This is a genomic window from Pantoea sp. NSTU24, assembly GCF_050157905.1.
Classification (GTDB): domain Bacteria; phylum Pseudomonadota; class Gammaproteobacteria; order Enterobacterales; family Enterobacteriaceae; genus Pantoea.
Genome location: NZ_JBKIWZ010000001.1, coordinates 3,287,425 through 3,310,424 on the forward strand (window position 1 = coordinate 3,287,425; position 23,000 = coordinate 3,310,424).

Genomic DNA, 23,000 nt, shown 5'->3' on the forward strand with positions numbered 1-23,000 from the left:
GGTAAGGCAAGGCGATGAAAAAGATTTTCCTGCAAATTGGCGCCACCCGCGATGGACTCAATCCCTGGTGTGTGGTGGCGAAGCGCGACGGTTACTTTACCGTGCTGGCGGAGATGGGCGACTTTGTCGATTATCAGTCGATCAGCCTGGCGCAGCCCTTTGATCTGATCATCCGCCTCGACCGCCCGGAAAATCCGTGGCAGGTCATGCAGGCCTATCTGCACGCCGGTCTGCTGACACATCCGACGGTAGTGCTGGCGGGCTTTGAAACCTACAACGCCAGCGCCGGACGGCTGCGCGAGATGCTGGCCGGACCGGACGCCCCTGCCGCCTTTATCCCGCTGGATAAATATGCGCAGCGCATGGCGCTGAAAAAAGCCTGGGCGCGCTTCCCGCAGCCGGAATTCCGCTTTTTCGCCTCGCCGCTCAGCATTCTGGATGCCAGGCAGGCGCTCATCTATCCCTGCGTCGTCAAACCGGTAGATGGAGGGGGCGGGCTGGGAATCTGGCTGATTGAGCACGCGGGCCAGTTGAACAGTGTGGTGCAGAAGCTGATGCAGACTATGAACTACGGCGGGCGCGGCTTCAGTGGTTTTCTTGTGGAAAGCGCACTGACGGGTACGGAGTTTTCGCTGCAGGGCGTGGTACATCAGGGGACGCCTCAGGCGCTGACCTGCTGTCAGAAAGTGGTTGAGCAGCATCGGGATGCGGAGGGCTGCATCAGCTTTTATGAGTCAGGACATGTGGCGATGGCGGCTACTGCCCTGCCTGCCTCATTCAGCACTCTGATGCGCTTCTGTTGTGAAACCTTTGGCTACCGTCAGGGCGCGTTTCACATCGATTTTATCGTGGTTAGCGGGGTGCCGCATTTTCTGGAGATGGGCTTCCGGCTCTCCGGCATGGGGGTGGCCGCGCTGGTGCAGGCGGTGACAGGTATCAACTGGGCGGAGATGACTTTCCGGCTGGAGGCGGGCGATGCGCTGGCCGACCTGGCGTTTACCGCCACTGGCGCGATCGGTCAGTTGCGGTTACGGCAACCGGCGCAGCTTCAGGCGGCTGAACGCTGGATCGACCGCCATCAGCAGGGCGCGCTGCTGCCCGCCCTCAGATTACCGGCATTGCAGGTTTCACCCCGCTCATCGCTCTATGCCGATCTGACCCGCCATGCGGGCATTCTGGCCACGTTCAGCCTCACCGCGACCGCACGGGAACCCATTATGACCACGTTTCAGCAGATCGCTGACGCCCGGCCCGTCAGCGCAGGGAGAGACAAAGTATGTGCAGGATGATTATGGCGCACGGCCGGTTCGACAGCGCGCAGATTCTGGAGGCGGCGCGTGCCATGAGCTGCGGCGAAAGTGCCGATCATGATGGCCCGATAAAATCGCATCCCAACGGCTGGGGCTGCCTGTGGCTCGAAGCGGGGGAGATCCGCACGCTGCATGGCACCGGCCCGTTCGCCGACGCGCTGCCGGGCATTGATGTGGATCGCCTGCGCAGCCGGTTTCTGGCGGTGCATGTCCGCCACGCCACGCTCAGTAAAAACCAGGGGCTGGCGTTTTCTCATCCGCTGTGGCGCAACAGCGGCGGACATCAGTGGTACATGATGCATAACGGTTTTCTGCCGACGATCTATCGCCACCTTGGACTGACGGCGTCGCGCTTCGATTCGGAAGAGTATCTGCATTATCTGGTGGACCCGATTACGCCCGCCGATTTTACCCGCGACTATCTGCGCACAAAGATGGCGCAGGTTGAGCCGGGCGGCAGCGCGGGGAATGCCATTTTCGTGACCCGCGATAAAGCCTGGGCGTGGCAGTGGTATCCGCACGACACGCCCTGGCCCGACTATTTTACGATGCATTTTCAGCAGCAGGCGGATTGCACGCTAATCGCCTCTGAACCCGTAGCGATACCTGGCCGCGCCGGTAACTGGCGACGAATGAACAATCATGAACTCTATGAGATACCGTTTAGGGAGTGATAAAGATGGCAATTTTCAATCAGTTCCGCGTGATTAATCCCAACATGTTTGTGGAATCGACCTGGCTGGATGACATTGTTACTGCCCGGGTGCCGCTGCTGGTGCTGCGCAATTATCTGACCCCTGCGGTGCGGGAGGCGGTGGTGGCTGACCTGCAGCAGTGCCGGGAAAAGATCCGGGTTTCTCACTATCCCAACGGCGCGCTGACCACGCTTGGCCCCTATCTGGCGCGCCACACCGCCGCCCCCGATAACTACTTTACCGAGCTGCGCGATATCCAGCCGTCACAGCCCGCCTCGCTGGCGACGCTGCGTGAGCAGATCTATCGCTGGGTTGAGCATGCGCTGCGGCTGGAAAGCCTGCGCGTCGCCCATGAGCCAGGGAAAGGGGACTACGCGGGTTCTATCGTCCGTTTTCACGCCGATGGCGTCGCTAACCCGCTGCATAACGACAATATCGTGCGCGATGCTGCCGCCACCTCACTGGTGGTGACGGAGATCCTGCATCAGCTCAGCTGCGTGGTCTGCCTGCAGGAGTGCAGTGCGGGCGGGGCGCTGCGCATCTTCAATAAAAAGTGGGCCCCGGAGGATGAGCAGTTCAAAACGGCCGGTGAGCTGGGGTATCGCCGCGGGGTGATCGAAAACAGTGAGATTTGTGAGTTTTCGCCGCGTAGTGGCGATATTTATCTGTTTAATCCCGCTTTTTATCATGAGATTGACCGGGTCGAAGGGGCCACCCGCATCACGATGGGGTTCTTTTTCGGGCTGACCGACAAAAAGATGAAACACGCTATCGCCTGGAGCTAAGCCGGGCTGTGCCAGAAGAGGAGAAGGGGATGACGACGTTTGAAAAAATTACTGCGCTGCTGGATCAGCATCAGGCCAGCTACCGGGTGGTGGAACATGCGGCGGTCGGGCAGACCGACCAGATCAGCGAGATACGCGGTAATGCGCTGAGCCAGGCGGCCAAGGCGATGGTGCTGGCGGTCGCGATGCCTGACGGTGCGCCGTCGCGTCCGCTGCTGGCGATTGTACCGGGCGACTGCCGGATCAATTTTAAAAGCGCGGCGCGCGCCATCGGCGGCAAAAAATCCTCTTTTGCCGATCCGGCAGAGGCCCAGGCGCTGACCGGCTGTGTGATGGGGGCAGTACCGCCCTTTAGTTTTGATGACCGGCTGGCGTTGCGGGTCGACACGCGCCTGCAGCAGGCCGGCACGCTGTGGTTTAACGCGGGCGAGCTGGAGAGGTCGATCGCGCTGGCGGTGGATGACTATTTTCGCATCGTGGGGGACGCGTGCTGCGCTGATATCGCCACCCCGATCGCGATTACCGCCTGACGGCGAAACAAGGAGTGTCTGATGTCAGTGAAAGATATGTTGTTAGCGCTGTGCGTGGTAGTCGCGTGGGGCGTAAATTTTGTGGTGATTAAGCTGGGGCTGCAGGGCATGCCACCTTTCCTGCTGGCCGGTTTACGTTTCACCCTGGTCGCGTTTCCCGCCATTTTCTTTGTGCGCCGTCCCCCCATCCCGCTGCGCTGGCTGGTGGTTTACGGGATGACCATCAGTTTTGGTCAGTTTGCCTTTCTGTTCCTGGCGATTCAGCTCGGCATGCCCGCCGGGCTGGCCTCGCTGGTGCTGCAGGCGCAGGCTTTCTTTACGCTGCTGCTGGGGGCGCTGCTGCTGGCGGAGAAGCTGCGCTGGAATCACATCACCGGCATTATCATTGCCACGCTGGGAATGTTTATGCTGGCGACATCAGGAATGGCCGGGCAGGTCAGCGCCGGGATTACGCTGACCACCATGATGCTGACGCTGTCGGCGGCGCTCTCCTGGGGGCTGGGCAATATCACCAATAAGATCATTATGCGGAACCGCAGCGTGCCGATCATGTCGCTGGTGGTCTGGAGCGCGCTGGTGCCGATCCTGCCTTTCTTTGCCTGTTCACTGCTGTTTGATGGTCAGGCTGCGATCGTGGAGAGCCTGCTGCATATCGACCTGCAGACCGTGCTGGCGCTCTGCTATCTGGCGTTTATCGCGACGCTGGTAGGCTATGCCATCTGGGGTAACTTACTAAGCCGCTACGAAACCTGGCGCGTTGCGCCGCTGTCGTTGCTGGTGCCGGTGGTGGGAATTATTACCGCGGCGCTGGTGCTGGATGAGCATCTTTCCGGTCAGCAGATGCTGGGGGCAGTGGTGATTATTCTTGGGCTGCTGGTCAATGTCTTTGGTGGTGTACTGGGTCAGCGTCTGGCGACGCGAACGCAGTAGTCAGTTAACTATCGCCGCTGAGTCAGCTTTCTGGCGCACGACGTACAGGGCCTGCGCTGCCGGGAATATAAAAAAACGCCGCTAACGCGGCGTTTTTCAACGTGATTTCTGAAGCTCTCGATTACTTCAGAATCTCAATACGGCGTGGTTTCGCCTCTTCGGGCACCAGACGTTCAAGGTCGATGCTCAGCAGACCATTTTCGAGACGGGCGTCGCGTACCACGATGTGGTCGGCGAGCTGGAATTTGCGCTCAAAGTTGCGTTCGGCAATGCCCTGATACAGGTATTTACGCTCGGCCTGCTCTTCCGGATGGGCACCCCGCACAGTCAGCACGTTATCGTGCGCCGTGATATCCAGTTCGCTCTGAGAAAAACCGGCTACCGCAATCGTGATGCGATAGTGATTTTCATCGACCAGTTCGACATTGTAGGGAGGATAGCCGCCGTTGCTCTGATTCTGGTTTGATTCGAGCAGGTTAAACAGGCGGTCAAAACCGATGGCAGAGCGATAAAGTGGGGTGAGATCAAAATTACGCATATTAAGACTCCTGAAATTCAGCAAGTTTTGGCAACCTTCCACGACTGGACAGGCTGATTACGGCACCTCATCCTCCCTTACGGCAACGATGAGTGCGTCCGTACACTAAAAATGGGTGCCAGATGCGAATTTTCAAGAGGGCAAAACGCAATTTTTTTCGCCAATCTGAAGAAATGACATACACTCAGGATTACTTTTGCCAGACCCGAGCGGACTTCGCCCCAGAGTGTTGACGTTGTCTGGCAGGCCAACTCAGCCAGGCGTCTGCCATGGCTGAAGGGATGATGATAATGAAATTGTTGAAGCTTTTACCTCTGGCTGGAATGATTTGCTGCACAATGGCGACAACGGGCTGCTCCAGCATGATGTCTCACACCGGTGCCAGTCAGGGCTACTATCCGGGTACCCGTGCCAGCGCCGATATGCTGACCGACGATCAGACCAGCTGGGCGCTCAAGCCGCTGGCGCTCATCGATCTTCCTTTCTCTGCCGTGCTGGATACGCTGCTGCTGCCGTGGGACTACTATCGCAGCGACAAAGATAAATCCCTCGACTCACCGCGGGAGCGCATTCTGCAGAGAGAAAGGCTGGCGCATACGCAGGAAAGCCTGGCGCAGGCGCAGCCCATGCCTGCTATGGCATCTCAGCCGCAACCGTAAAGAGCTGCCGCCAGCCCGCAACCTCACGCATATAGGCAATCTGCCTGCCGTCCGGTGACCAGACTACCGCGTCGCCCGACGGCGCATCGTCGGTGCGCGGCGTCAGCCGCTGACAGGCGCCGCTCTCTGCGTCACATCGCATCACACTGTTATCACAGATAAAGGCGACCGCCTCTCCGTCCGGATGCCAGCTGAAAGCGGACTGGATGCTGTGGCTGAGCCGGGTGATCTGTCGCGGTTCACCACCCTGCGGGGACACCGTCCAGAGCTGAACGATCTGTCCGGCATCGGCCATCAGAAATGCAATCTGGCGACCATCGGGCGTGGCGCGCAGCCAGTGGCGGGGCTGCAAGGCGACGCCTCTGCTGTGCGTCAGGCGACGCTGCTGCACGCCGGCGGGTGGCGCAGGGAGCTGCTGGCTACTGCCTTCCAGCGGCCGCTTTCCGGGACGGGCGTAATCCTCCAGCGCCTCGGGCAGGTCAACAATAAAGAGTTCAGGGCGTTTCTCACCCTGCGCCGTCAGCGTGTCACCGATAAAGGCGATGGCCCAGCGCTGCCAGCTGCCGTCCGCTTTCTGATAGCCCCGCTCACCGACCCAGCACTCCTCATAGGCCCGGTTTATCTGATCGCTGCCGGGCTCCGGGTCCGCCTGTGTCTGGCTTATCAGCAGGCAAAAATAGCTACCGTCATATTCGCGCGGATGCTGCTTTTCGGGCTTTACCGCGCGCAGCGGTACGGCAATGCCAACGTTACGCAGATCGAGACGGCTGTCCCGCTCATGCATCACATGGTCATTGTAGGTAAAGCTCAGACGCGAACCATCCGGGCTGAAGACGTGAACATGCGAGCCACCGCGCAAGGCGCCGGGCGTGAAGGGGGGGGTGATATCGCAGGCATCCAGGTTGACCGCCGCCCCGTTCTGCACAATGACGCCGCGTCGGTGGTGGAAGTCATACTGCCAGCCGGCATCGGGATGTTCGGGGCCGTGAATGCAGACGTAGCGCGGCGGCAGATCCGGGCTGACGGTGACCACCCCAACGTGGGCCCCATGCTGTGCCCGGTAGAGCACCTCCACCTCACCGGTCATCACATTGACACGCTCGATGGTCTGGCTGGTAAATGAGGCACCAGCGGGACGCACGTCAAAGGCCAGCCACTGGCTGTCGGCGGTCCAGACATTGATATTGGTGAGCTGATGATGACGGGCAGCAAAAGTGATCTGTTTTTCTGACATGATAAAACCTGCGGAGAAAGCGTTGCCGGACAAATTACGCGATTCTGTTGCGCGGTGCAGCTTTTTTGCCAGGCTCAGAAAGCCGGGCCCATACGGCCCGGCGGAGAACAGGCAGGTTACAGCACCAGCTCTTCAATGGCATGGGCTACGCCATCTTCCATATTGGTTCTGGTAATGAACTGGGCGATTTGTTTCACCGAATCGATGGCATTGCCCATCGCAACGCCCGTGCCAGCGTACTCGATCATCGCCAGGTCATTCTCCTGGTCGCCAATCGCCATGACCTCTTCCTGCTTCAGGCCGAGTTTCTCTGCCAGCATTCTGACGCCCTGGCCTTTGTTCACGCGACGATCGAGAATTTCGAGATAATAGGGGGCGCTCTTCAGAATGGTGTAGGTCTGCTTAGCCTGTTCAGGCAGGCGGGCAATCGCTGCATCAAGCAGGGCGGGTCGATCAATCATCATCAGTTTCGGAAAACGCATGGCGCGATCCATCTCTTCGACGGCGCGGTAGCGCACCGGAATACCGGTCAGGCTCGCCTCGTGAATAGTGAATTCACTGATGTCTTTGTTGGGAGTGTAGAGATGGGATTTATCGAACGCCTGAAAATGGACGCCAAGCTCACGCGCCAGCTTCTCAACATAGAGGTAGTCGTCAAAGGTCAGCGTCACTTCCGCCACGCAGTCGCCATTTTCAGCCTGATGAACCAGCGCACCGTTGTTGCTGATCGCGTACTGGCCGGGCACCTGCATATCCAGCTCCATCAGATAGCGCTGGATGCCGACGAACGGACGGCCCGTGGTCAGCACAATCGCTACCCCTTTCTCGCGGGCACGATCCAGGGCAGATTTTACCCCTGGCGTGATCTCATGTTGAGGATTGAGCAGGGTGCCATCCATATCGATAGCGATCAATTTAATAGCCATAGAGTCCTCGTTGCGCTTGGGTTTTACTCAATGCTAGCGCGATTCAGCGCACATTGACCAGTTTCATGGCAGGTGGAAACGGCACTCTGCTCGTCAGGGTCAGGCGGTAAAGCAATCGCGATGGATTTTAATCACCGCTTTTCGGATAGTTGCCGGTTCGCCTGGCGCGCAGCAGGGGCGGTGAATGTCGTGCGGGAAGAAGAGGGCAAACATACCGGGTATCAGCGTAATCACCGACTCGTTCAGCGTCTCCTGATAAAACACCACGTCGCGCTGCTGAGCAAAATCTTCGGTGATCGTCTGATCGGGGTGGGCGCGGGCTACGCCGATGTTCTCGGTGCCTGCCAGCAGATACTGAATATCAACGTAGTTAACGTGCGACTCCGCACGGCGCGCGCTGGCGGGTTCGGTCATCATCTCCTGCACCAGACAGAACATTTTGTCGTCGGGCAGAATCGCATATTTCCCGGTATCCAGCTGGCTGAAATCCGTGCCGGCAATCCAGCTTATCGCCTGATCAACGACCGGATGAAAGGCGTGACGTTCTCTTTCCCAGTCGTGACGATCGCAAACAATCATGGTGTAACTCCCTTTTATGACGTATGCGCCGGAATAGCGCAAAGCGAGGCAAGAGTAAGGGAGCTGGCCAGGTTAAAACGTGATCGGGATCGCAGCGCACGGGCCGCAGGGCGGGCGCGTCCGGGTTTCCGCCCGTACGGTACAAAAAAAGGCCATCACCGGGGTGATGGCCTGCGCGACAGGGGCTGTCGGTTAAATGTCGATGTTGGCCGCTTTCAGCGCATTCTCTTCGATGAAGGCGCGGCGCGGTTCGACCGCATCACCCATCAGCGTCGTGAAAAGCTGATCGGCACCAATTGCATCTTTAATGGTGACGCGCAGCATACGACGGCTGTCCGGATCCATGGTGGTTTCCCACAGCTGATCCGGGTTCATCTCGCCCAGTCCTTTATAGCGCTGGACAGAGAGGCCGCGACGCGACTCTTTAACCAGCCACTCGATCGCCTGTTCGAAGCTCGCCACCGGCTGACGACGTTCGCCACGCTCGATGTACGCATCTTCTTCCAGCAGACCGCGCAGCTTGCTGCCCAGTGCGCAGATTTTGCGGTATTCAGGGCCCTGGATGAACTCGGCGTCCAGCGGATAGTCAGTATCCACACCGTGAGTCCGCACGCGCAGCACCGGCTCGAACAGGTTCTGCTCGCGGTTTTCACGCACCTGGGCCAGCCAGGTGCTGCCGTGGGCTTCGCGCTCGGTCAGATAGCTCACCAGACCGTTCAGCCAGGCGGTAACGTCCGCTTCGTTGCCCAGATCGCTCAGCGTGTCGTGATAAATCAGCGCACGCAGCATGGCAACCGGATAACGGCGTTCCATCCGCTTGATCATCTTCTGGGTGCTGTTGAATTCAGATACCAGTGATTCCAGCGGCTCACCGCCCAGGGCTGGCGCGCTGGCATTGGTGTGCAGCGTTGCCCCATCCAGCGCGATAGCGATCTGATACTGATCCATCGCCTCATCATCTTTGATGTACTGCTCCTGCTTGCCTTTCTTCACTTTGTAGAGCGGCGGCTGAGCGATATAGACGTGGCCACGCTCAATGATCTCCGGCATCTGACGATAGAAGAAGGTCAGCAGCAGGGTACGGATGTGTGAACCATCGACGTCGGCATCGGTCATGATGATGATGCTGTGATAGCGCAGCTTGTCCGGGTTGTACTCATCGCGACCAATGCCGCAACCCAGTGCGGTAATCAGCGTCGCGACTTCCTGCGACGCGAGCATCTTGTCAAAACGCGCTTTCTCGACGTTCAGGATCTTACCTTTCAGCGGCAGAATCGCCTGATTCTTACGGTTACGGCCCTGTTTAGCCGAGCCGCCTGCGGAGTCACCCTCCACCAGGTAGATTTCAGAAAGCGCCGGGTCGCGCTCCTGGCAATCCGCCAGTTTGCCCGGCAGACCCGCCAGATCCAGCGCGCCTTTACGACGGGTCATTTCACGGGCGCGACGTGCCGCTTCACGGGCACGGGCGGCGTCAATGATTTTGCCAACCACGATTTTGGCGTCTGCCGGGTTTTCCAGCAGGTATTCGGCCAGCAGTTCGTTCATCTGCTGTTCAACGGCCGATTTCACCTCGGAAGAAACCAGCTTATCTTTGGTCTGTGAGGAGAATTTCGGGTCCGGCACTTTCACCGATACTACGGCGATCAGGCCTTCACGGGCGTCGTCACCGGTGGCGCTGACTTTGGCTTTCTTGCTGTACCCTTCTTTATCCATATAGGCATTCAGGGTACGGGTCATTGCCGCACGGAAACCGGCCAGGTGCGTACCGCCGTCGCGCTGTGGAATATTATTGGTGAAGCAGTAAATATTTTCCTGGAAGCCGTCGTTCCACTGCAGCGCCACTTCCACACCGATGCCATCTTTCTCGTTAGAGAAGTAGAACACGGTCGGGTGGATCGGGGTTTTGTTCTTGTTGAGATACTCAACAAACGCTTTGATGCCGCCTTCGTAATGGAAGTGATCGCTTTTGCCATCCCGCTTATCTTCCAGACGGATTGAAACGCCCGAGTTCAGGAACGAGAGTTCACGCAGGCGTTTTGCCAGAATGTCATACTCGAAATCGCGAACGTTAGTAAAGGTTTCATAGCTCGGCCAGAAACGCACGCGGGTACCGGTTAAATCAGTATCACCGGTGATCGCCAGCGGTGACTCAGGGACGCCGTGGACGTAGATCTGCTGGTGCACTTTGCCTTCGCGACGGATGGTCAGCTCCAGCTTCTGCGACAGGGCGTTAACGACAGAAACACCCACGCCGTGCAGACCGCCGGAAACTTTATAGGAGTTGTCATCGAACTTACCGCCCGCATGCAGCACGGTCATGATCACTTCAGCGGCGGAAACGCCCTCTTCTTCGTGAATGCCGGTAGGAATGCCGCGTCCATCATCCTGCACCGAAACGGAGTTATCCGCGTGGATGGTAACCACGATGTCACTACAGTGACCAGCGAGCGCTTCGTCGATTGCGTTATCCACGACCTCGAATACCATGTGATGCAGACCGGTACCGTCATCGGTATCGCCGATATACATGCCCGGGCGTTTGCGTACCGCATCAAGCCCTTTCAGGACTTTAATACTTGAGGAGTCATAAGAATTCGACATCAACGTTTCTCGCTCATTTTAATCTTCAGGTTGAACCGCTATTTTACCCTGTTCCACGCGGAACATCTTGCCCTTTTCGTCGCTCATGTCGATTACATGTCCGGCCGAAATGGCGCTGACAAATACCTGAGCCCGGGTGGCTTTTAACCGCTCCGCCAGCAGGCGACGGCGGCTTTCATCCAGCTCAGAAGCAAAGTCATCAATGAGGTAAATACAGCGGCGTCCGCTCTGGCTTGTCAGGAACTCGCCCTGTGCCAGACGCAATGCACACATCAGCAGTTTTAACTGCCCGCGTGAGAGTAAATCTTCTACCGGCGTCCCTTCAGCCCGAATACGGAAATCGGCTTTGTGCGGGCCACTGGCGGTATAGGTCAGCGCACGATCGCGTTCAAAATTACGCTCCAGCAGCTCGCCATAGTCGCTCTCCCTGTCCCAGCCGCGCTGGAAAGAGAAGCGCAGCTCAAATTCCGGCAGGAACTGGCTGCAGGTAGCGGTGATCTCTGCAGAAATCGCCGCGCTGTATTCCGCGCGCCATTGACTGATTTGTTCTGCCAGCGGGACCAGCTCCTGATCCCAGGGGCGAATCTGACTGTAACGTGAAACCTGGCGCAGCGCGGCGTTTCGCTGCTTAAGCAGGCGACGCAGATTGTTCCATGCGTTAAAAAAACCGGGCGTATTGTGAAAACAGCCCCAGTCGACATAGGCTCTGCGGTATTTGGGGCCGCCGTTGAGCAGACTGAAGCCTTCCGGCGTAATCAGCTGCATCGGCAGCAGCTGCGCCAGCTCCGCGACCTTGTGACCATCGCTGCCGTCAATGCGAACCTTGCTGTCACCGGCGCGGTTTTTGGTCAGCCCGACCGAAATCTCCCGCTCTTTGCTTTCCAGCCGTCCGTGCAGCACGAAGGCTGCCTCGTCGTGACGAATGACGCGCCCCGCCTGCAGGCTGCGAAACGACCGGCCATGCCCCAGCGTATGAATGGCCTCTAACACGCTGGTTTTGCCGCTGCCGTTGACCCCAACCAGAAAGTTAAAGCCTGGCGCCAGCTGCAGGTCAGCCTGCTCGATATTACGAAAATCTTTGATAAGAAGGCGGGTTAAAGCCATGAATCAATCCAGCGTGAAGGGCAGTGATCGGGATGAAATGGGTTTTGCCTTTTCGCGATCCAGAACGTTAATGCCGGGACAGGGTTTACCCGGTATCTGCGTCACCAGGCCGTCGGCGTCGCCGCCAGTCTGATGACGGCCAGCGTACAGGCCCTGGGAGCATACTGAAGTATGTGACCAGGGACGAGCACTGCCCGGAATCAGACTGGCAAGTAAGCCAGGCCGATATATTCTACAGGCGCATGGGCATCACGACATAGGCCGCGGCAGGACTCGCCACATCCTCAATCTGCACGCTCGACACCGAGTCAGTCAGTAGCAGACGGACGTTCTCACATTTCAGCGCATTCAGCACATCCAGCACGTAACTGACGTTAAAGCCGATTTCCAGCTCGGTGCCGTTGTAGCTGACATCCAGCATCTCTTCCGCTTCTTCCTGTTCAGGGTTATTCGCGGTGATCTTCAGCTGATTTTCGGTGATGTAGAGGCGAACACCCCGGAACTTCTCATTCGAGAGGATCGCAGCACGCGCAAAAGCCTGTTTAAGCAGGTCGCAGCCCGCTTCCAGCGCCTTGTCCGGATTTTTTGGCAGTACGCGGCGATAATCGGGAAAACGGCCATCCACCAGCTTGGAAGTAAAGATATAGTCGCCCACGTGTGCCCGGATATTGCTGCCACCAATCTGCACCTGCAGCGGCGTCTCACCGCCATCCAACAGTCGCAGCAGCTCAATCACGCCTTTACGTGGCACAATGACAGAGTGGCTCGGCAGCGCCTGACCGATCGGCATTGAGCAGACAGCCAGACGGTGACCATCGGTCGCGACGGTGCGCAGCTCTTCCCCTTCGGTTTCAAACATCATGCCGTTGAGGTAGTAACGCACGTCCTGATGCGCCATCGAGAACTGGGTCGCTTCGATCAGCCGTTTCAGCGTCGCCTGCGGCAGGGTAAATTCCACTTCACTCTGCCAGTCGTCCAGATTCGGGAAGTCGCTGGCGGGCAGCGTCGACAGTGAAAAGCGGCTGCGGCCAGAGCGCACCAGCATACGATCACCTTCCAGCGACAGCGTAATTTCTGCACCCTCCGGCAATCCGCGACAGATATCGAGAAATTTCCGGGCCGGAACGGTGGTGGCACCCGGTTCGTGCGCCTGCGTCAGCGCCACGCGCGCGACCATCTCCATTTCCAGATCGGTACCGGTCAGCAACAGCGAACCTTCCGTCACCTGCAGCAGCAGGTTTCCGAGGATTGGCAGCGTCGGACGACCACCCAGTGGGCCACTTACTTGTTGCAGCGGCTTCAGCAGCTGCTCACGTTCAACAATAAATTTCATAGCGTCAGGAAGATAATGTTCTGATGAGATTAGAGAAATCTTCTTTGATATCGTGGCTCTCTTCACGCAGCTGCTCAATCTTGCGGCAGGCATGAAGCACCGTAGTATGGTCGCGACCCCCAAAAGCATCACCAATTTCTGGCAGGCTGTGGTTCGTCAACTCTTTCGCCATCGCCATCGCCATCTGGCGCGGACGCGCTACCGAGCGCGAACGGCGCTTGGAGAGCAGATCCGCAACCTTGATTTTGTAGTACTCCGCGACGGTCTTCTGAATATTATCAATGGTGACCAGCTTTTCCTGCAGCGCCAGCAGATCGCGCAGCGCTTCACGGACGAAGTCGATGGTGATCGCCCGGCCGGTGAAGTTAGCATTCGCGATTACGCGATTCAGCGCCCCTTCCAGTTCACGCACGTTGGAACGTAAACGCTTGGCAATAAAGAAGGCGACTTCACCTGGCAGACGGATGTCATTTTCGTCCGCTTTTTTCATCAGGATCGCAACACGGGTTTCCAGCTCAGGAGGCTCAATGGCCACCGTTAATCCCCAGCCGAAACGCGATTTAAGACGATCTTCGACACCGTTAATCTCTTTCGGGTAGCGATCCGACGTCAGGATGATCTGCTGATTACCCTCTAACAAGGCATTAAAGGTGTGGAAAAACTCTTCCTGTGAACGCTCTTTATTCGCAAAGAACTGGATGTCATCGATCAGCAGCGCATCCACAGAGCGGTAGTAGCGTTTAAACTCTTCGATCGCATTGTTCTGCAGGGCTTTGACCATATCCTGCACAAAACGCTCGGAGTGCATATACACCACTTTGGCGTTGGGTTTACGGGCAATAATGCCGTTGCCCACCGCGTGCAACAGGTGCGTTTTACCGAGACCGGTGCCGCCATAAAGGAACAGCGGGTTATAAGCACCGCCAGGATTATCCGCCACCTGGCGTGCCGCCGCGCGCGCCAGCTGGTTGGATTTACCCTCGACGAAGTTATCGAAGTTATGACGGTTATTCACATTCGAGCGATACGTGACGTCGGCAGGTGCCGGAACGTTATCCCAGCTGGGACGTACGATCTGCGCTGGTGCCGGACTCACGTGGCTCTGCACCGGCATTACGGGCGCGCTGACGCTCGCCATAACCGGCTGGCTCACCGCGGCCGCAGGCTGCTGAACCGGACGCGTACCGACTTCAAAACGCAGCGCCGGCACATTCGGCCCGCAGAATTCATTCAGCAGGGCATTAATGCTGTTGAGATATTTGTCCCGAACCCAGTCGAGTACGAAGCGATTTGGAGCATACAAGGCAAGCGTATTGTCGTTTAACTCAGCCTGCAGTGGACGGATCCACATGCTGAATTCGGTGGCAGGAAGCTCATCCTGCAAACGGGCAAGACACTGTTGCCAAAGCGTAAGTGACACGGCGGACTCCACTCGTACAAATTCGAAAAGAATAGTAGGCGTTACTCTAAGAAACGTTCATTTTTGACACAGACACTAAGAAAGCGCCTGCGACCGCTATCAGCGGTTTTCCATCCTGCAATCCCGGGAGGATCGTCAGCGGAAGGGCGGATCATAGCGCAAAGCGAGGCAGAGATCTTCCCTTTCTACACAGTTTTGATCGTTTTTATCCACAGGCCGGAAGTGCGCAACAAAGTTTACGCCAGTTGCGGGAAAAACCCCCAGGGATCTGGCGTAATCCGTCAAAATTTCGGGCGGTATCTCATTTTATCCCCAGGATCCCCGCTGACGATCGCAATAAGATCCCGGGCGATCCTTGCGCTTTAGTGCGGAGCCCGTATAATTCTCCACCCGACATTATGCCCGGAGGCGAAATGTCGGAACTCAGCGGGCTGTATGCGGGTTTTCAGGTACCGTTACACGCGAAGTAAATTGACTCGGGACTGTACAATTATTACAATCCCGCCTCTTTATTAAAGACACATTGAGGCGTCGGTCGATTTACTGGCCCGAAACGCGTCACCCAGTGAAAATTTTCAAGTTTAGGTAGAAACCGCCATGAAACGCACTTTTCAACCGTCCGTACTGAAGCGCAACCGTTCACACGGTTTCCGTGCTCGTATGGCAACAAAAAATGGTCGTCAGGTTCTGGCACGTCGTCGTGCTAAAGGCCGCTCTCGTCTGACCGTTTCTAAGTAATAAAGCAAGCCCTGATGGGTAAGCTCGCATTTCCCAGGGAGTTACGTTTGTTAACTCCCACTCATTTCACTTTCGTCTTCCAGCAGCCACAACGGGCTGGCACGCCGCAAATCACTATTCTCGGCCGCCTTAATGCGCTGGGGCATCCCCGCATCGGTCTTACCGTCGCTAAAAAACATGTTAAACGTGCGCATGAACGCAACCGGATCAAGCGATTGACCCGCGAAAGCTTTCGCCTGCGTCAGCATGAACTGCCGTCGATGGACTTCGTGGTTGTCGCGAAGAAGGGGGTTGCCGACCTGGACAACCGTATGCTGGCGGAAGCGTTGGAGAAATTATGGCGTCGTCACTGTCGCCTGGCGCGCGGCTCCTGATCGTCCTGATACGCGTCTATCAACGCGGTATCAGTCCATTACTGGGACCACACTGTCGGTTTCATCCTACCTGCTCTCATTATGGAATTGAGGCGTTACGCAGGTTTGGCCTGATAAAAGGCAGTTGGTTGACATTAAAACGCGTATTAAAATGCCACCCCTTGAACCCGGGTGGTGACGATCCTGTGCCGCCAAAAACCTTTGATACCAGAGAACATTAACGATGGATTCGCAACGCAATCTCTTTCTCATCGCTTTTCTGTTCGTGTCCTTTATGATCTGGCAAGCCTGGCAGACGGACCACGCTCCGCAGCCTCAGCAGACGCAGACCACACAAGGCACCAACAGCGTAGCGGGTGATACCGCCAGTCAGGGTGTACCGGCCAGCGGTCAGGGCCAGACGATCACCGTTAAGACTGATGTCCTGTCATTGAATATCAACACCCGCGGCGGTGATGTTGAGCAGGCTCAGCTGCTGACTTTCCCGGACAAACTGGGTTCTGATCAGCCGTTCCAGCTGCTTGAAACGACGCCAGCGTTTGTTTATCAGGCTCAGAGCGGATTAACCGGTCGTAACGGCCCGGATAACCCGAACAACGGCGCGCGTCCGCTGTTCACTGCCGCGCAGGATCACTTCGAGATGGCCGATGGCCAGTCCGAACTGCGTGTGCCAATGACCTTTACTGCTGAAAATGGGGTGGTTTACACCAAAACCTTCATCTTCAAGCGTGGCGAATATGCCGTTAATGTCGATTATCATGTCAACAACACCACCCAGCAGCCGCTGGAAGTGTCCCTGTTTGGCCAGCTGAAGCAGACTATTGACCTGCCTAAGCATCGCGATACCGGCAGCAACAACTTTGCTCTGCATACCTTCCGTGGCGCGGCTTACTCCACCAGCGATTCGAAATATGAGAAGTATAAATTCGACACCATCGCGGATAACGAGAACCTGAGCACGACGACCAGCAACGGCTGGGTAGCTATGCTGCAGCAGTACTTTGCAACTGCCTGGGTTCCGCGTACCGACGGCACCAACACCCTTTACACCAGCAATCTGGGTAATGGCGTGGCGGCAATTGGCTACAAATCTGCACCGGTCACCATTGCCGCAGGCGCACAGCAGAACCTGGGTGCAACGCTGTGGGTCGGTCCGGAAATTCAGGACAAGATGGCTGCGATTGCGCCGCACCTTGATCTGACCGTCGATTACGGCTGGTTGTGGTTTATCTCTCAGCCGCTGTTCAAGCTGCTGAAATTCATCCACAGCTTTATCGGTAACTGGGGCTTCTCCATTATCGTCATCACCTTCATCGTGCGCGGCATCATGTACCCGCTGACTAAAGCGCAGTACACCTCGATGGCCAAGATGCGCATGCTGCAGCCAAAAATTCAGGCGATGCGTGAGCGCCTGGGTGATGACAAGCAGAAGCAGAGCCAGGAAATGATGGCCCTGTATAAAGCAGAGAAAGTGAATCCGCTGGGTGGCTGTCTGCCACTGGTGATTCAGATGCCAATCTTCCTGGCGCTCTACTATATGCTGTCAGGCTCGGTTGAACTGCGTCATGCGCCATTTGTACTCTGGATCCATGACCTGTCAGCGCAGGACCCGTACTACATCCTGCCGATTCTGATGGGCATCACCATGTTCTTCATTCAGAAGATGTCACCGACCACCGTGACCGATCCGATGCAGCAGAAGATCATGACCTATATGCCTGTGATCTTCACCGTCTTCTTCCTGTGGTTCCCGTCAGGTCTGGTGCTGTACTACATCGTCAGCAACCTGGTCACCATTCTTCAGCAGCAGCTGATCTATCGCGGCCTGGAAAAACGTGGTCTGCATAGCCGCGACAAGAAGAAAGCGTAAGCCCTCGCGGGCACTGTCCCGCGCGGAAAAAGTCTAATCTCAGGCGGTCAAAGCGACCGCCTGTGTTTTTTGTAGCGAGAGAAAATTTATGAGCCACAGCGATACTATTGTTGCCCAGGCAACGCCGCCCGGCCGTGGCGGTGTCGGCATTCTGCGTATCTCCGGCGCGCAGGCGGCAGAGGTCGCCCGTCAGCTGCTGGGCAAGCTGCCGAAGCCGCGATATGCCGACTATCTGCCCTTCACTGACAGCGACGGCAGCGTGCTGGATCAGGGCATCGCGCTGTGGTTCCCGGGGCCGAACTCCTTTACCGGCGAAGATGTGCTGGAGCTGCAGGGCCACGGCGGCCCGGTGATCCTCGATTTGCTGCTGAAGCGCATCGTGGCACTGCCAGGCGTGCGTATCGCCCAGCCGGGTGAGTTTTCAGAGCGTGCGTTTCTGAATGACAAGCTCGACCTCGCGCAGGCGGAAGCGATTGCCGACCTGATTGATGCCAGTTCTGAACAGGCGGCCCGTTCGGCGGTGAACTCGCTGCAGGGCGTGTTCTCCACGCGGGTTAACGCGCTTGTGGAGGCGCTGACTCACCTGCGGATCTATGTTGAAGCCGCGATCGATTTTCCGGATGAGGAGATCGACTTCCTCTCTGACGGAAAAATCGAAGCGCAGCTGAACAGCGTGATTGGCGACCTGGACGCAGTCCGTGCCGAGGCGCGTCAGGGCAGCCTGCTGCGTGAAGGGATGAAGGTGGTAATAGCGGGTCGGCCTAACGCGGGCAAATCGAGTCTGCTGAACGCGCTGGCAGGCCGTGACGCCGCGATTGTCACAGACATTGCAGGCACCACCCGTGACGTCCTGCGTGAGCATATTCATATCGACGGCATGCCACTGCACATCATCGACACCGCCGGGCTGCGCGAGGCCAGTGACGAAGTCGAGCGCATCGGGATTGAGCGTGCCTGGCAGGAGATCGAACAGGCTGACCGTGTGCTGTTTATGGTGGACGGCACGACGACCGACGCCACCGAGGCGGCGGCTATCTGGCCCGATTTCATCTCCCGTCTGCCGCCGGCACTGCCGGTGACCGTGGTACGTAACAAGGCGGATGTCACCGGTGAGCCTCTCGGTCTGACCGAGATCAACGGCCACACGCTGATTCGCCTGTCGGCACGCACCAGCGACGGCGTTGAGGCGCTGCGCGATCACCTCAAAGCGAGCATGGGCTTCGCCGGCAACATGGAGGGGGGCTTCCTGGCACGCCGTCGTCATCTGCAGGCGCTGGAGCTGGCGGCAACGCATCTGGAGCAGGGCAGAGCGCAGCTGCTCGGTGCCCGGGCCGGTGAACTGCTGGCGGAGGAGCTGCGCGTGGCGCAGCAGGCGCTGAGCGAGATTACCGGCGAGTTCACCTCAGACGATCTGCTGGGCCGCATCTTCTCCAGCTTCTGTATCGGTAAATAATTCCCTGGCCTGACGGCGTCCGCTGTCAGGCCCGTTGCTTTTCCGGTTATTCCCGCTTCTGCCCCGATTCTTGCTGATATGTTATTTTGCGGCGGCTCCGCGTTGTCGTATAACGGTAGATGCGCCGATCTGCGGGCGGCCAGCGCGTGCCGCGCGTTGTCCCGTTCCGCATCCGGTCGGAAGCAGACCCACTACGTGAACATTCCTGGCCGAACCGTTTGCCAGAACAAAGGAGAGTTGCATGAGTACACCGCTCGACAAGGCCGCACTGGATACCCTGTTCAACGACGCCCGCACCCACAGTTACTGGCAGGACAAGCCGGTTGATCGCGCCCTGCTGGAACAGCTTTATGATCTGACCGTGCTGGGCCCGACCTCGGCAAACTGCCTGCCCGCGCGTTTTGTTTTCGTCACCTCGGCGGAGGGTAAAGAGAAGCTGAAACCAGCCCTCTCGTCCGGCAATCTGGACAAAACCCTGAGTGCACCTGTGACGGTGATTGTGGCCTGGGATAGAGAATTCTATGAGCAGCTGCCTGCGCTCTTCCCGCATGCGGATGCGCGCAGCTGGTTTACCGGCAGCCCGGAAGCCGCGAAAGAGACGGCTTTCCGTAACAGCAGCCTGCAGGCGGGGTATCTGATCCTCGCGGCCCGTTCGCTGGGTCTGGATGCCGGTCCGATGTCTGGTTTTAACCCGGACAAAGTCAACGAGGCCTTTTTCCCGGACGGCCAGTATCAGGTTAACCTGCTGATCAACCTCGGCTATGGTGAGGCGTCGAAACTGCATCCGCGCCTGCCGCGCCTGAGCTTCGAACAGGCAAGCCGCTTTGCCTGATGCCGCCCGCGTCGCGATTCAGTCGCGACGCGAATGGCCGGCCTTCATTGGTCCCTGTGCTTAGCGGCGCAGCATCTTCTGCAGGCGTTTTTGCTGCCAGCGCTGCATTGCCCCATGAAAAACAAAGGTCCGCATCGCCCGGACGACCAGCAGTGCGCCACAGATTGCCGCCACCCAGAGTGACCAGTGCGTTGCCGGTGCCGTCATCCGGTTAAGCACGAACAGCAGCCCGCACACCACTACCGCCGCGATCAGCGAACGGTAAAAACGTGCTTCACCGGCTATCCTGCTACGTGCTTCATGAATCCGCTGATCCAGTGCCTGATCCTCGCCGTTCTGCGGCCCGGTCAGATCCCCTACGCTCACTTCAAAGACGGCAGCCAGCGCACTCAGGGTTTCCAGACCTGGCTTTTCGCCATTCTCTATTCACTGGACGGTGCGGGTGCTCAGCCCCGCCATTTCTGCCAGCTGTTCCTGTGACCATGCCCGGGCCAGACGATATGCTTTAAATCTGTTAATGTTGCTCATGCGCGTTCTCCGTAATAACAGACAGGTGGAAAGTGTGCGGTAAAGCGTCTGGCAGCAACACGATCCGCACCCGACAGCGACCTGACAGCCGCATGACAGCAGGCCCGCTGGCGGCCGGGCGGGTCAGTCTGGCAGAGACAGCAACCCCGATTCTGTGGCGGGCGTGAATAAATGTACGCCCCTTCTCCCCTTTCTGTCCCGCTCGTCCTATTCCGAATCTGGCCTCTTCTTTGTATTGCCGGATGCATTAAGTTAAGAAAATTCTTACAATGCGCCTGATGATTATCTGACCATTTTCACGGAGCGACAGATGGCTGGTCATTTTGTACGCTGGACGGGCGATCCTGGCTTTCCGGCTCATGATTTACGCATTCCCCAGGTGATTACGGATACGGCTCAGCAATTTGCTGACCGGCGGCGTGGGCGGTTTCTGGCCGCACGTACTCTGCTGGCACAGCTCATGCAGAGAATATATGGCATTCAGGAACTGCCGCCCCTGGTCATCCGGAACAACGGACGACCCGCGTTTGCCGACAGCGACCTGCCCGATTTCAGCATTGCCTATACCGGCAATACGGTGGGCGTGCTGCTGGCAGAAGAGGGGGGCGGGCCGGTCTGGATATGGAGATTGTGCATGCACGCAGCCGGCAGACGCAGGCGCAGCTGATTCAGGCATTAACCTCCGGTGAGCTTGCCTGGATCAATGCCCAGCAGGATGTTATGGAAGCGGTGACCCAGATCTGGACACTACGCCAGAGCATTCTCAAGCTGACGGGTGAGGTCGCGCAGGGTCTTGATTCGCTGCGCCTGTTGCCGGGAGCGGGGCGGCTGCGATCGTCGCTCTATCCCGATATTCAGGTCGTGTGTGATGCAGAACCCATGCTGGTCTGGTCCTGTGCCCTGTCATCGGCGACCCAGCGCCTGCATCTGTGGGAGATGGACAGTGACTTTCAGTGGCGCGCACTACGCGAAATTGAGATGGGGAAACCTGATATCGGACCGCATGCCCTGCGGCTGACCAGCCTGCCTGGCGAACGCAGGCTGTATTCTGAAACGTGAGCAGGCCGCCACCCGCAGGTGGCGGCCATCAACGGGATTAGTGCGCGTCGATAAAGACAATCTTCAGCACAAACAGCAGGGCGACGATCACCACGCAGGGGCTGATTTCACGCCAGCGCCCGGTGCCGGCCTTCATGACGCAGTACGCGATGAACCCCAGCGCGATGCCTTCGGTGATCGAAAAACTGAACGGCATCATGGCGGCGGTCACAAAGGCCGGAACGGCTTCCGTTAAGTCATCCCAGCGCACGCGTGACAGGCTGGCCGTCATCAATACTCCAACGTAAATCAGCGCACCCGCCGCCGCGTAGCCAGGCACCATCGCGGCCAGCGGCGACAGGAAGGTCACCAGTAAAAACAGCAGGCCGGTCACAACCGCCATCAGGCCGGTGCGTCCCCCAATCGCCACACCCGAAGAGCTCTCAATGTAGGCCGTTACAGAGGAGGTGCCTGCCAGCGCGCCACTCACCGAGCTGATGCTGTCGACATAAAGCGCCTGCTGCATTCGGGGAAACGTGCCGCTTTCGTTGGTCAGGCCGGCTTTGTCCGTTACGCCAATCAGCGTGCCGGAGGAGTCGAACAGATTAACCAGCATAAAGGAGAAGATGACGCCCGCCATACCGATGTTAAACGCGCCTTTGATATCCACCTGCCCGACAACGGAGGAGACAGAGGGCGGCGCAGAGAAGAGGCCGACGAACTTCACGTCGCCCACCATCCAGCCCATTGCGGTGGTAATCACCATCGAGATCAGCACCGCCGCGTGGATATTGCGTGACGCCAGAATGGCGATAATAAAGAAGCCCAGCGCCCCCAGCAGCACGCTGTGTGAGGTCAGATTTCCTACTGCCACCAGGGTATCGGGGTTTGGCACGATAATACCGGCATTCTTCAGCCCCATCATGGCGATAAACAGGCCAATACCGGCAGTAATGCCGACGCGCAGACTCAGCGGGATGTTGGCTATCATCCAGTAGCGGACGCGCAGCAGCGTCAGGATCAGCAGGCCAACTGCACCCCAGAAGATCGCGCCCATACCGACCTGCCACGAATAGCCCATCGCCCCAACCACGACAAAAGCAAAAAAGGCGTTCAGCCCCATTGCGGGGGCGAGTGCCACAGGCAGATTGGCAAACAGTCCCATCAGAATGCTGCCGAAGGCGGCAATCAGACAGGTGGTGACAAATACCGCCTGCGTATCCATGCCGGCAACGCCAAGGATCTGCGGATTGACAAAGACGATATAGACCATCGTCAGAAAGGTGGTGATACCTGCAATCACTTCGGTACGCACCGTGGTGCCATGTTCCTGCAGCCTGAAAATGCGCTGCAAAACGCCTTGCTTGCTCATGCCGTCCATCCAGAAGAAAAAATCATCGGCGCGTATCCTGGCGATTTTACCAGGGCAATACAATGATTTTTCGCAACCGGTTGCCAGTCTCGCAATCTGCGCTGAGTACGGTAGAGTGTGGAGCATACCCCTGAATCAAAGGACAGAGTCT

Annotated in this window: 21 protein-coding genes and 2 pseudogenes; 13 read left to right on the forward strand and 10 right to left on the reverse strand. The window is 57.8% G+C overall.

All coding sequences use genetic code 11. The features are described 5' to 3' along the window. Positions 1-14 precede the first annotated feature (14 nt). The 5 genes from ACLHDD_RS15685 to ACLHDD_RS15705 are packed head-to-tail and all read left to right on the forward strand — an operon-like array spanning position 15 to position 4,250. Entirely contained in the window at positions 15-1,289 is a 1,275-nt protein-coding gene (locus ACLHDD_RS15685; RefSeq protein WP_427104813.1) for an ATP-grasp domain-containing protein, read from the forward strand. Beyond that, on the forward strand, positions 1,277-1,984 hold the full coding sequence (locus ACLHDD_RS15690; protein WP_427104814.1) for a class II glutamine amidotransferase: 708 nt from the start codon (positions 1,277-1,279) through the stop codon (positions 1,982-1,984). Before ACLHDD_RS15685 ends, ACLHDD_RS15690 begins: the two co-directional genes overlap by 13 nt. Positions 1,985-1,989: 5 nt before the next feature. Then, positions 1,990-2,790, forward strand: coding sequence for a hypothetical protein (locus ACLHDD_RS15695; RefSeq protein ID WP_427104815.1), 801 nt, complete (start codon positions 1,990-1,992; stop codon positions 2,788-2,790). Positions 2,791-2,819: 29 nt separating this feature from the next. Then, positions 2,820-3,320, forward strand: a complete 501-nt coding sequence (locus ACLHDD_RS15700; protein ID WP_427104816.1) for a YbaK/EbsC family protein — start codon at positions 2,820-2,822, stop codon at positions 3,318-3,320. A 21-nt stretch (positions 3,321-3,341) separates the two neighbouring features. After that, positions 3,342-4,250 (forward strand): EamA family transporter, encoded by a 909-nt coding sequence (locus ACLHDD_RS15705; protein ID WP_427104817.1) that lies wholly within the window; start codon positions 3,342-3,344, stop codon positions 4,248-4,250. Between the two features lie 121 nt (positions 4,251-4,371). On the opposite strand, the gene ibpA is transcribed toward ACLHDD_RS15705, so the two are convergent. Then, a complete protein-coding gene (gene ibpA, locus ACLHDD_RS15710; RefSeq protein WP_009088277.1) occupies positions 4,372-4,788 on the reverse strand; it encodes a small heat shock chaperone IbpA in 417 nt (138 codons plus the stop codon). A gap of 290 nt (positions 4,789-5,078) precedes the next feature. Between ibpA and ACLHDD_RS15715 the strand changes: the two genes are divergently transcribed. After that, positions 5,079-5,447 carry a YceK/YidQ family lipoprotein gene (locus ACLHDD_RS15715; RefSeq protein ID WP_427104818.1) on the forward strand — a complete coding sequence of 123 codons (369 nt, stop codon included), beginning with the start codon at positions 5,079-5,081 and terminating at the stop codon, positions 5,445-5,447. Here the strand turns inward: ACLHDD_RS15715 and ACLHDD_RS15720 are convergent. The 7 genes from ACLHDD_RS15720 to dnaA all read right to left on the reverse strand — a co-directional run bounded on the left by ACLHDD_RS15720 (position 5,422) and on the right by dnaA (position 14,644). After that, entirely contained in the window at positions 5,422-6,681 is a 1,260-nt protein-coding gene (locus ACLHDD_RS15720; RefSeq protein ID WP_427104819.1) for a DUF3748 domain-containing protein, read from the reverse strand. The two genes, ACLHDD_RS15715 and ACLHDD_RS15720, sit on opposite strands and share 26 nt — an antisense overlap. A 116-nt stretch (positions 6,682-6,797) precedes the next feature. Continuing rightward, positions 6,798-7,607, reverse strand: coding sequence for a sugar-phosphatase (yidA, locus tag ACLHDD_RS15725; protein ID WP_367395952.1), 810 nt, complete (start codon positions 7,605-7,607; stop codon positions 6,798-6,800). Positions 7,608-7,706: 99 nt separating this feature from the next. Beyond that, positions 7,707-8,186 carry a YhcH/YjgK/YiaL family protein gene (locus ACLHDD_RS15730; RefSeq protein WP_427104820.1) on the reverse strand — a complete coding sequence of 160 codons (480 nt, stop codon included), beginning with the start codon at positions 8,184-8,186 and terminating at the stop codon, positions 7,707-7,709. 192 nt (positions 8,187-8,378) lie between these two features. Next, positions 8,379-10,787: a DNA topoisomerase (ATP-hydrolyzing) subunit B gene (gene gyrB, locus ACLHDD_RS15735; protein WP_427104821.1), complete on the reverse strand. Its 2,409-nt coding sequence runs from the start codon at positions 10,785-10,787 to the stop codon at positions 8,379-8,381. 18 nt (positions 10,788-10,805) lie between these two features. After that, on the reverse strand, positions 10,806-11,891 hold the full coding sequence (gene recF / locus ACLHDD_RS15740; RefSeq protein WP_427104822.1) for a DNA replication/repair protein RecF: 1,086 nt from the start codon (positions 11,889-11,891) through the stop codon (positions 10,806-10,808). Between the two features lie 232 nt (positions 11,892-12,123). Next, positions 12,124-13,224 carry a DNA polymerase III subunit beta gene (gene dnaN, locus ACLHDD_RS15745; protein WP_313656132.1) on the reverse strand — a complete coding sequence of 367 codons (1,101 nt, stop codon included), beginning with the start codon at positions 13,222-13,224 and terminating at the stop codon, positions 12,124-12,126. A 4-nt stretch (positions 13,225-13,228) separates the two neighbouring features. Beyond that, on the reverse strand, positions 13,229-14,644 hold the full coding sequence (dnaA, locus tag ACLHDD_RS15750; protein WP_313656133.1) for a chromosomal replication initiator protein DnaA: 1,416 nt from the start codon (positions 14,642-14,644) through the stop codon (positions 13,229-13,231). 597 nt (positions 14,645-15,241) lie between these two features. Here dnaA and rpmH point away from each other — a divergent pair. The 6 genes from rpmH to ACLHDD_RS15780 all read left to right on the forward strand — a co-directional run bounded on the left by rpmH (position 15,242) and on the right by ACLHDD_RS15780 (position 19,911). Continuing rightward, complete coding sequence (gene rpmH, locus ACLHDD_RS15755) at positions 15,242-15,382, forward strand: 50S ribosomal protein L34 (RefSeq protein WP_003849659.1); 141 nt, start codon at positions 15,242-15,244, stop codon at positions 15,380-15,382. 14 nt (positions 15,383-15,396) lie between these two features. Further along, positions 15,397-15,756 (forward strand): ribonuclease P protein component, encoded by a 360-nt coding sequence (rnpA, locus tag ACLHDD_RS15760; protein WP_008926396.1) that lies wholly within the window; start codon positions 15,397-15,399, stop codon positions 15,754-15,756. Next, positions 15,720-15,977, forward strand: coding sequence for a membrane protein insertion efficiency factor YidD (yidD, locus tag ACLHDD_RS15765; RefSeq protein WP_008926397.1), 258 nt, complete (start codon positions 15,720-15,722; stop codon positions 15,975-15,977). Before rnpA ends, yidD begins: the two co-directional genes overlap by 37 nt. A gap of 2 nt (positions 15,978-15,979) precedes the next feature. Continuing rightward, positions 15,980-17,626, forward strand: a complete 1,647-nt coding sequence (gene yidC, locus ACLHDD_RS15770; RefSeq protein WP_427104823.1) for a membrane protein insertase YidC — start codon at positions 15,980-15,982, stop codon at positions 17,624-17,626. Between the two features lie 88 nt (positions 17,627-17,714). Then, entirely contained in the window at positions 17,715-19,079 is a 1,365-nt protein-coding gene (gene mnmE, locus ACLHDD_RS15775; RefSeq protein WP_427104824.1) for a tRNA uridine-5-carboxymethylaminomethyl(34) synthesis GTPase MnmE, read from the forward strand. 241 nt (positions 19,080-19,320) lie between these two features. Then, positions 19,321-19,911, forward strand: coding sequence for a malonic semialdehyde reductase (locus ACLHDD_RS15780; RefSeq protein WP_427104825.1), 591 nt, complete (start codon positions 19,321-19,323; stop codon positions 19,909-19,911). A gap of 60 nt (positions 19,912-19,971) precedes the next feature. Here the strand turns inward: ACLHDD_RS15780 and ACLHDD_RS15785 are convergent. After that, positions 19,972-20,439 (reverse strand): annotated as a pseudogene (locus ACLHDD_RS15785) (helix-turn-helix domain-containing protein). Between the two features lie 310 nt (positions 20,440-20,749). Between ACLHDD_RS15785 and ACLHDD_RS15790 the strand changes: the two are divergent. Beyond that, positions 20,750-21,498 (forward strand): annotated as a pseudogene (locus tag ACLHDD_RS15790) (4'-phosphopantetheinyl transferase family protein). A gap of 37 nt (positions 21,499-21,535) precedes the next feature. Here the strand turns inward: ACLHDD_RS15790 and ACLHDD_RS15795 are convergent. After that, a complete protein-coding gene (locus ACLHDD_RS15795; protein ID WP_427104826.1) occupies positions 21,536-22,849 on the reverse strand; it encodes an NCS2 family permease in 1,314 nt (437 codons plus the stop codon). Positions 22,850-23,000: the final 151 nt, after the last annotated feature.

What these genes read in the sequence shown, in the direction of transcription:
- ACLHDD_RS15685 (WP_427104813.1), top strand. Translation starts at nt 15, where the DNA reads ATGAAAAAGATTTTCCTGCAAATTGGCGCCACCCGCGATGGACTCAAT.
- ACLHDD_RS15690 (WP_427104814.1), top strand. Translation starts at nt 1,277, where the DNA reads ATGTGCAGGATGATTATGGCGCACGGCCGGTTCGACAGCGCGCAGATT.
- ACLHDD_RS15695 (WP_427104815.1), top strand. Translation starts at nt 1,990, where the DNA reads ATGGCAATTTTCAATCAGTTCCGCGTGATTAATCCCAACATGTTTGTG.
- ACLHDD_RS15700 (WP_427104816.1), top strand. Translation starts at nt 2,820, where the DNA reads ATGACGACGTTTGAAAAAATTACTGCGCTGCTGGATCAGCATCAGGCC.
- ACLHDD_RS15705 (WP_427104817.1), top strand. Translation starts at nt 3,342, where the DNA reads ATGTCAGTGAAAGATATGTTGTTAGCGCTGTGCGTGGTAGTCGCGTGG.
- ibpA (WP_009088277.1), bottom strand. Translation starts at nt 4,788, where the DNA reads ATGCGTAATTTTGATCTCACCCCACTTTATCGCTCTGCCATCGGTTTT.
- ACLHDD_RS15715 (WP_427104818.1), top strand. Translation starts at nt 5,079, where the DNA reads ATGAAATTGTTGAAGCTTTTACCTCTGGCTGGAATGATTTGCTGCACA.
- ACLHDD_RS15720 (WP_427104819.1), bottom strand. Translation starts at nt 6,681, where the DNA reads ATGTCAGAAAAACAGATCACTTTTGCTGCCCGTCATCATCAGCTCACC.
- yidA (WP_367395952.1), bottom strand. Translation starts at nt 7,607, where the DNA reads ATGGCTATTAAATTGATCGCTATCGATATGGATGGCACCCTGCTCAAT.
- ACLHDD_RS15730 (WP_427104820.1), bottom strand. Translation starts at nt 8,186, where the DNA reads ATGATTGTTTGCGATCGTCACGACTGGGAAAGAGAACGTCACGCCTTT.
- gyrB (WP_427104821.1), bottom strand. Translation starts at nt 10,787, where the DNA reads ATGTCGAATTCTTATGACTCCTCAAGTATTAAAGTCCTGAAAGGGCTT.
- recF (WP_427104822.1), bottom strand. Translation starts at nt 11,891, where the DNA reads ATGGCTTTAACCCGCCTTCTTATCAAAGATTTTCGTAATATCGAGCAG.
- dnaN (WP_313656132.1), bottom strand. Translation starts at nt 13,224, where the DNA reads ATGAAATTTATTGTTGAACGTGAGCAGCTGCTGAAGCCGCTGCAACAA.
- rpmH (WP_003849659.1), top strand. Translation starts at nt 15,242, where the DNA reads ATGAAACGCACTTTTCAACCGTCCGTACTGAAGCGCAACCGTTCACAC.
- rnpA (WP_008926396.1), top strand. Translation starts at nt 15,397, where the DNA reads ATGGGTAAGCTCGCATTTCCCAGGGAGTTACGTTTGTTAACTCCCACT.
- yidD (WP_008926397.1), top strand. Translation starts at nt 15,720, where the DNA reads ATGGCGTCGTCACTGTCGCCTGGCGCGCGGCTCCTGATCGTCCTGATA.
- yidC (WP_427104823.1), top strand. Translation starts at nt 15,980, where the DNA reads ATGGATTCGCAACGCAATCTCTTTCTCATCGCTTTTCTGTTCGTGTCC.
- mnmE (WP_427104824.1), top strand. Translation starts at nt 17,715, where the DNA reads ATGAGCCACAGCGATACTATTGTTGCCCAGGCAACGCCGCCCGGCCGT.
- ACLHDD_RS15780 (WP_427104825.1), top strand. Translation starts at nt 19,321, where the DNA reads ATGAGTACACCGCTCGACAAGGCCGCACTGGATACCCTGTTCAACGAC.
- ACLHDD_RS15795 (WP_427104826.1), bottom strand. Translation starts at nt 22,849, where the DNA reads ATGAGCAAGCAAGGCGTTTTGCAGCGCATTTTCAGGCTGCAGGAACAT.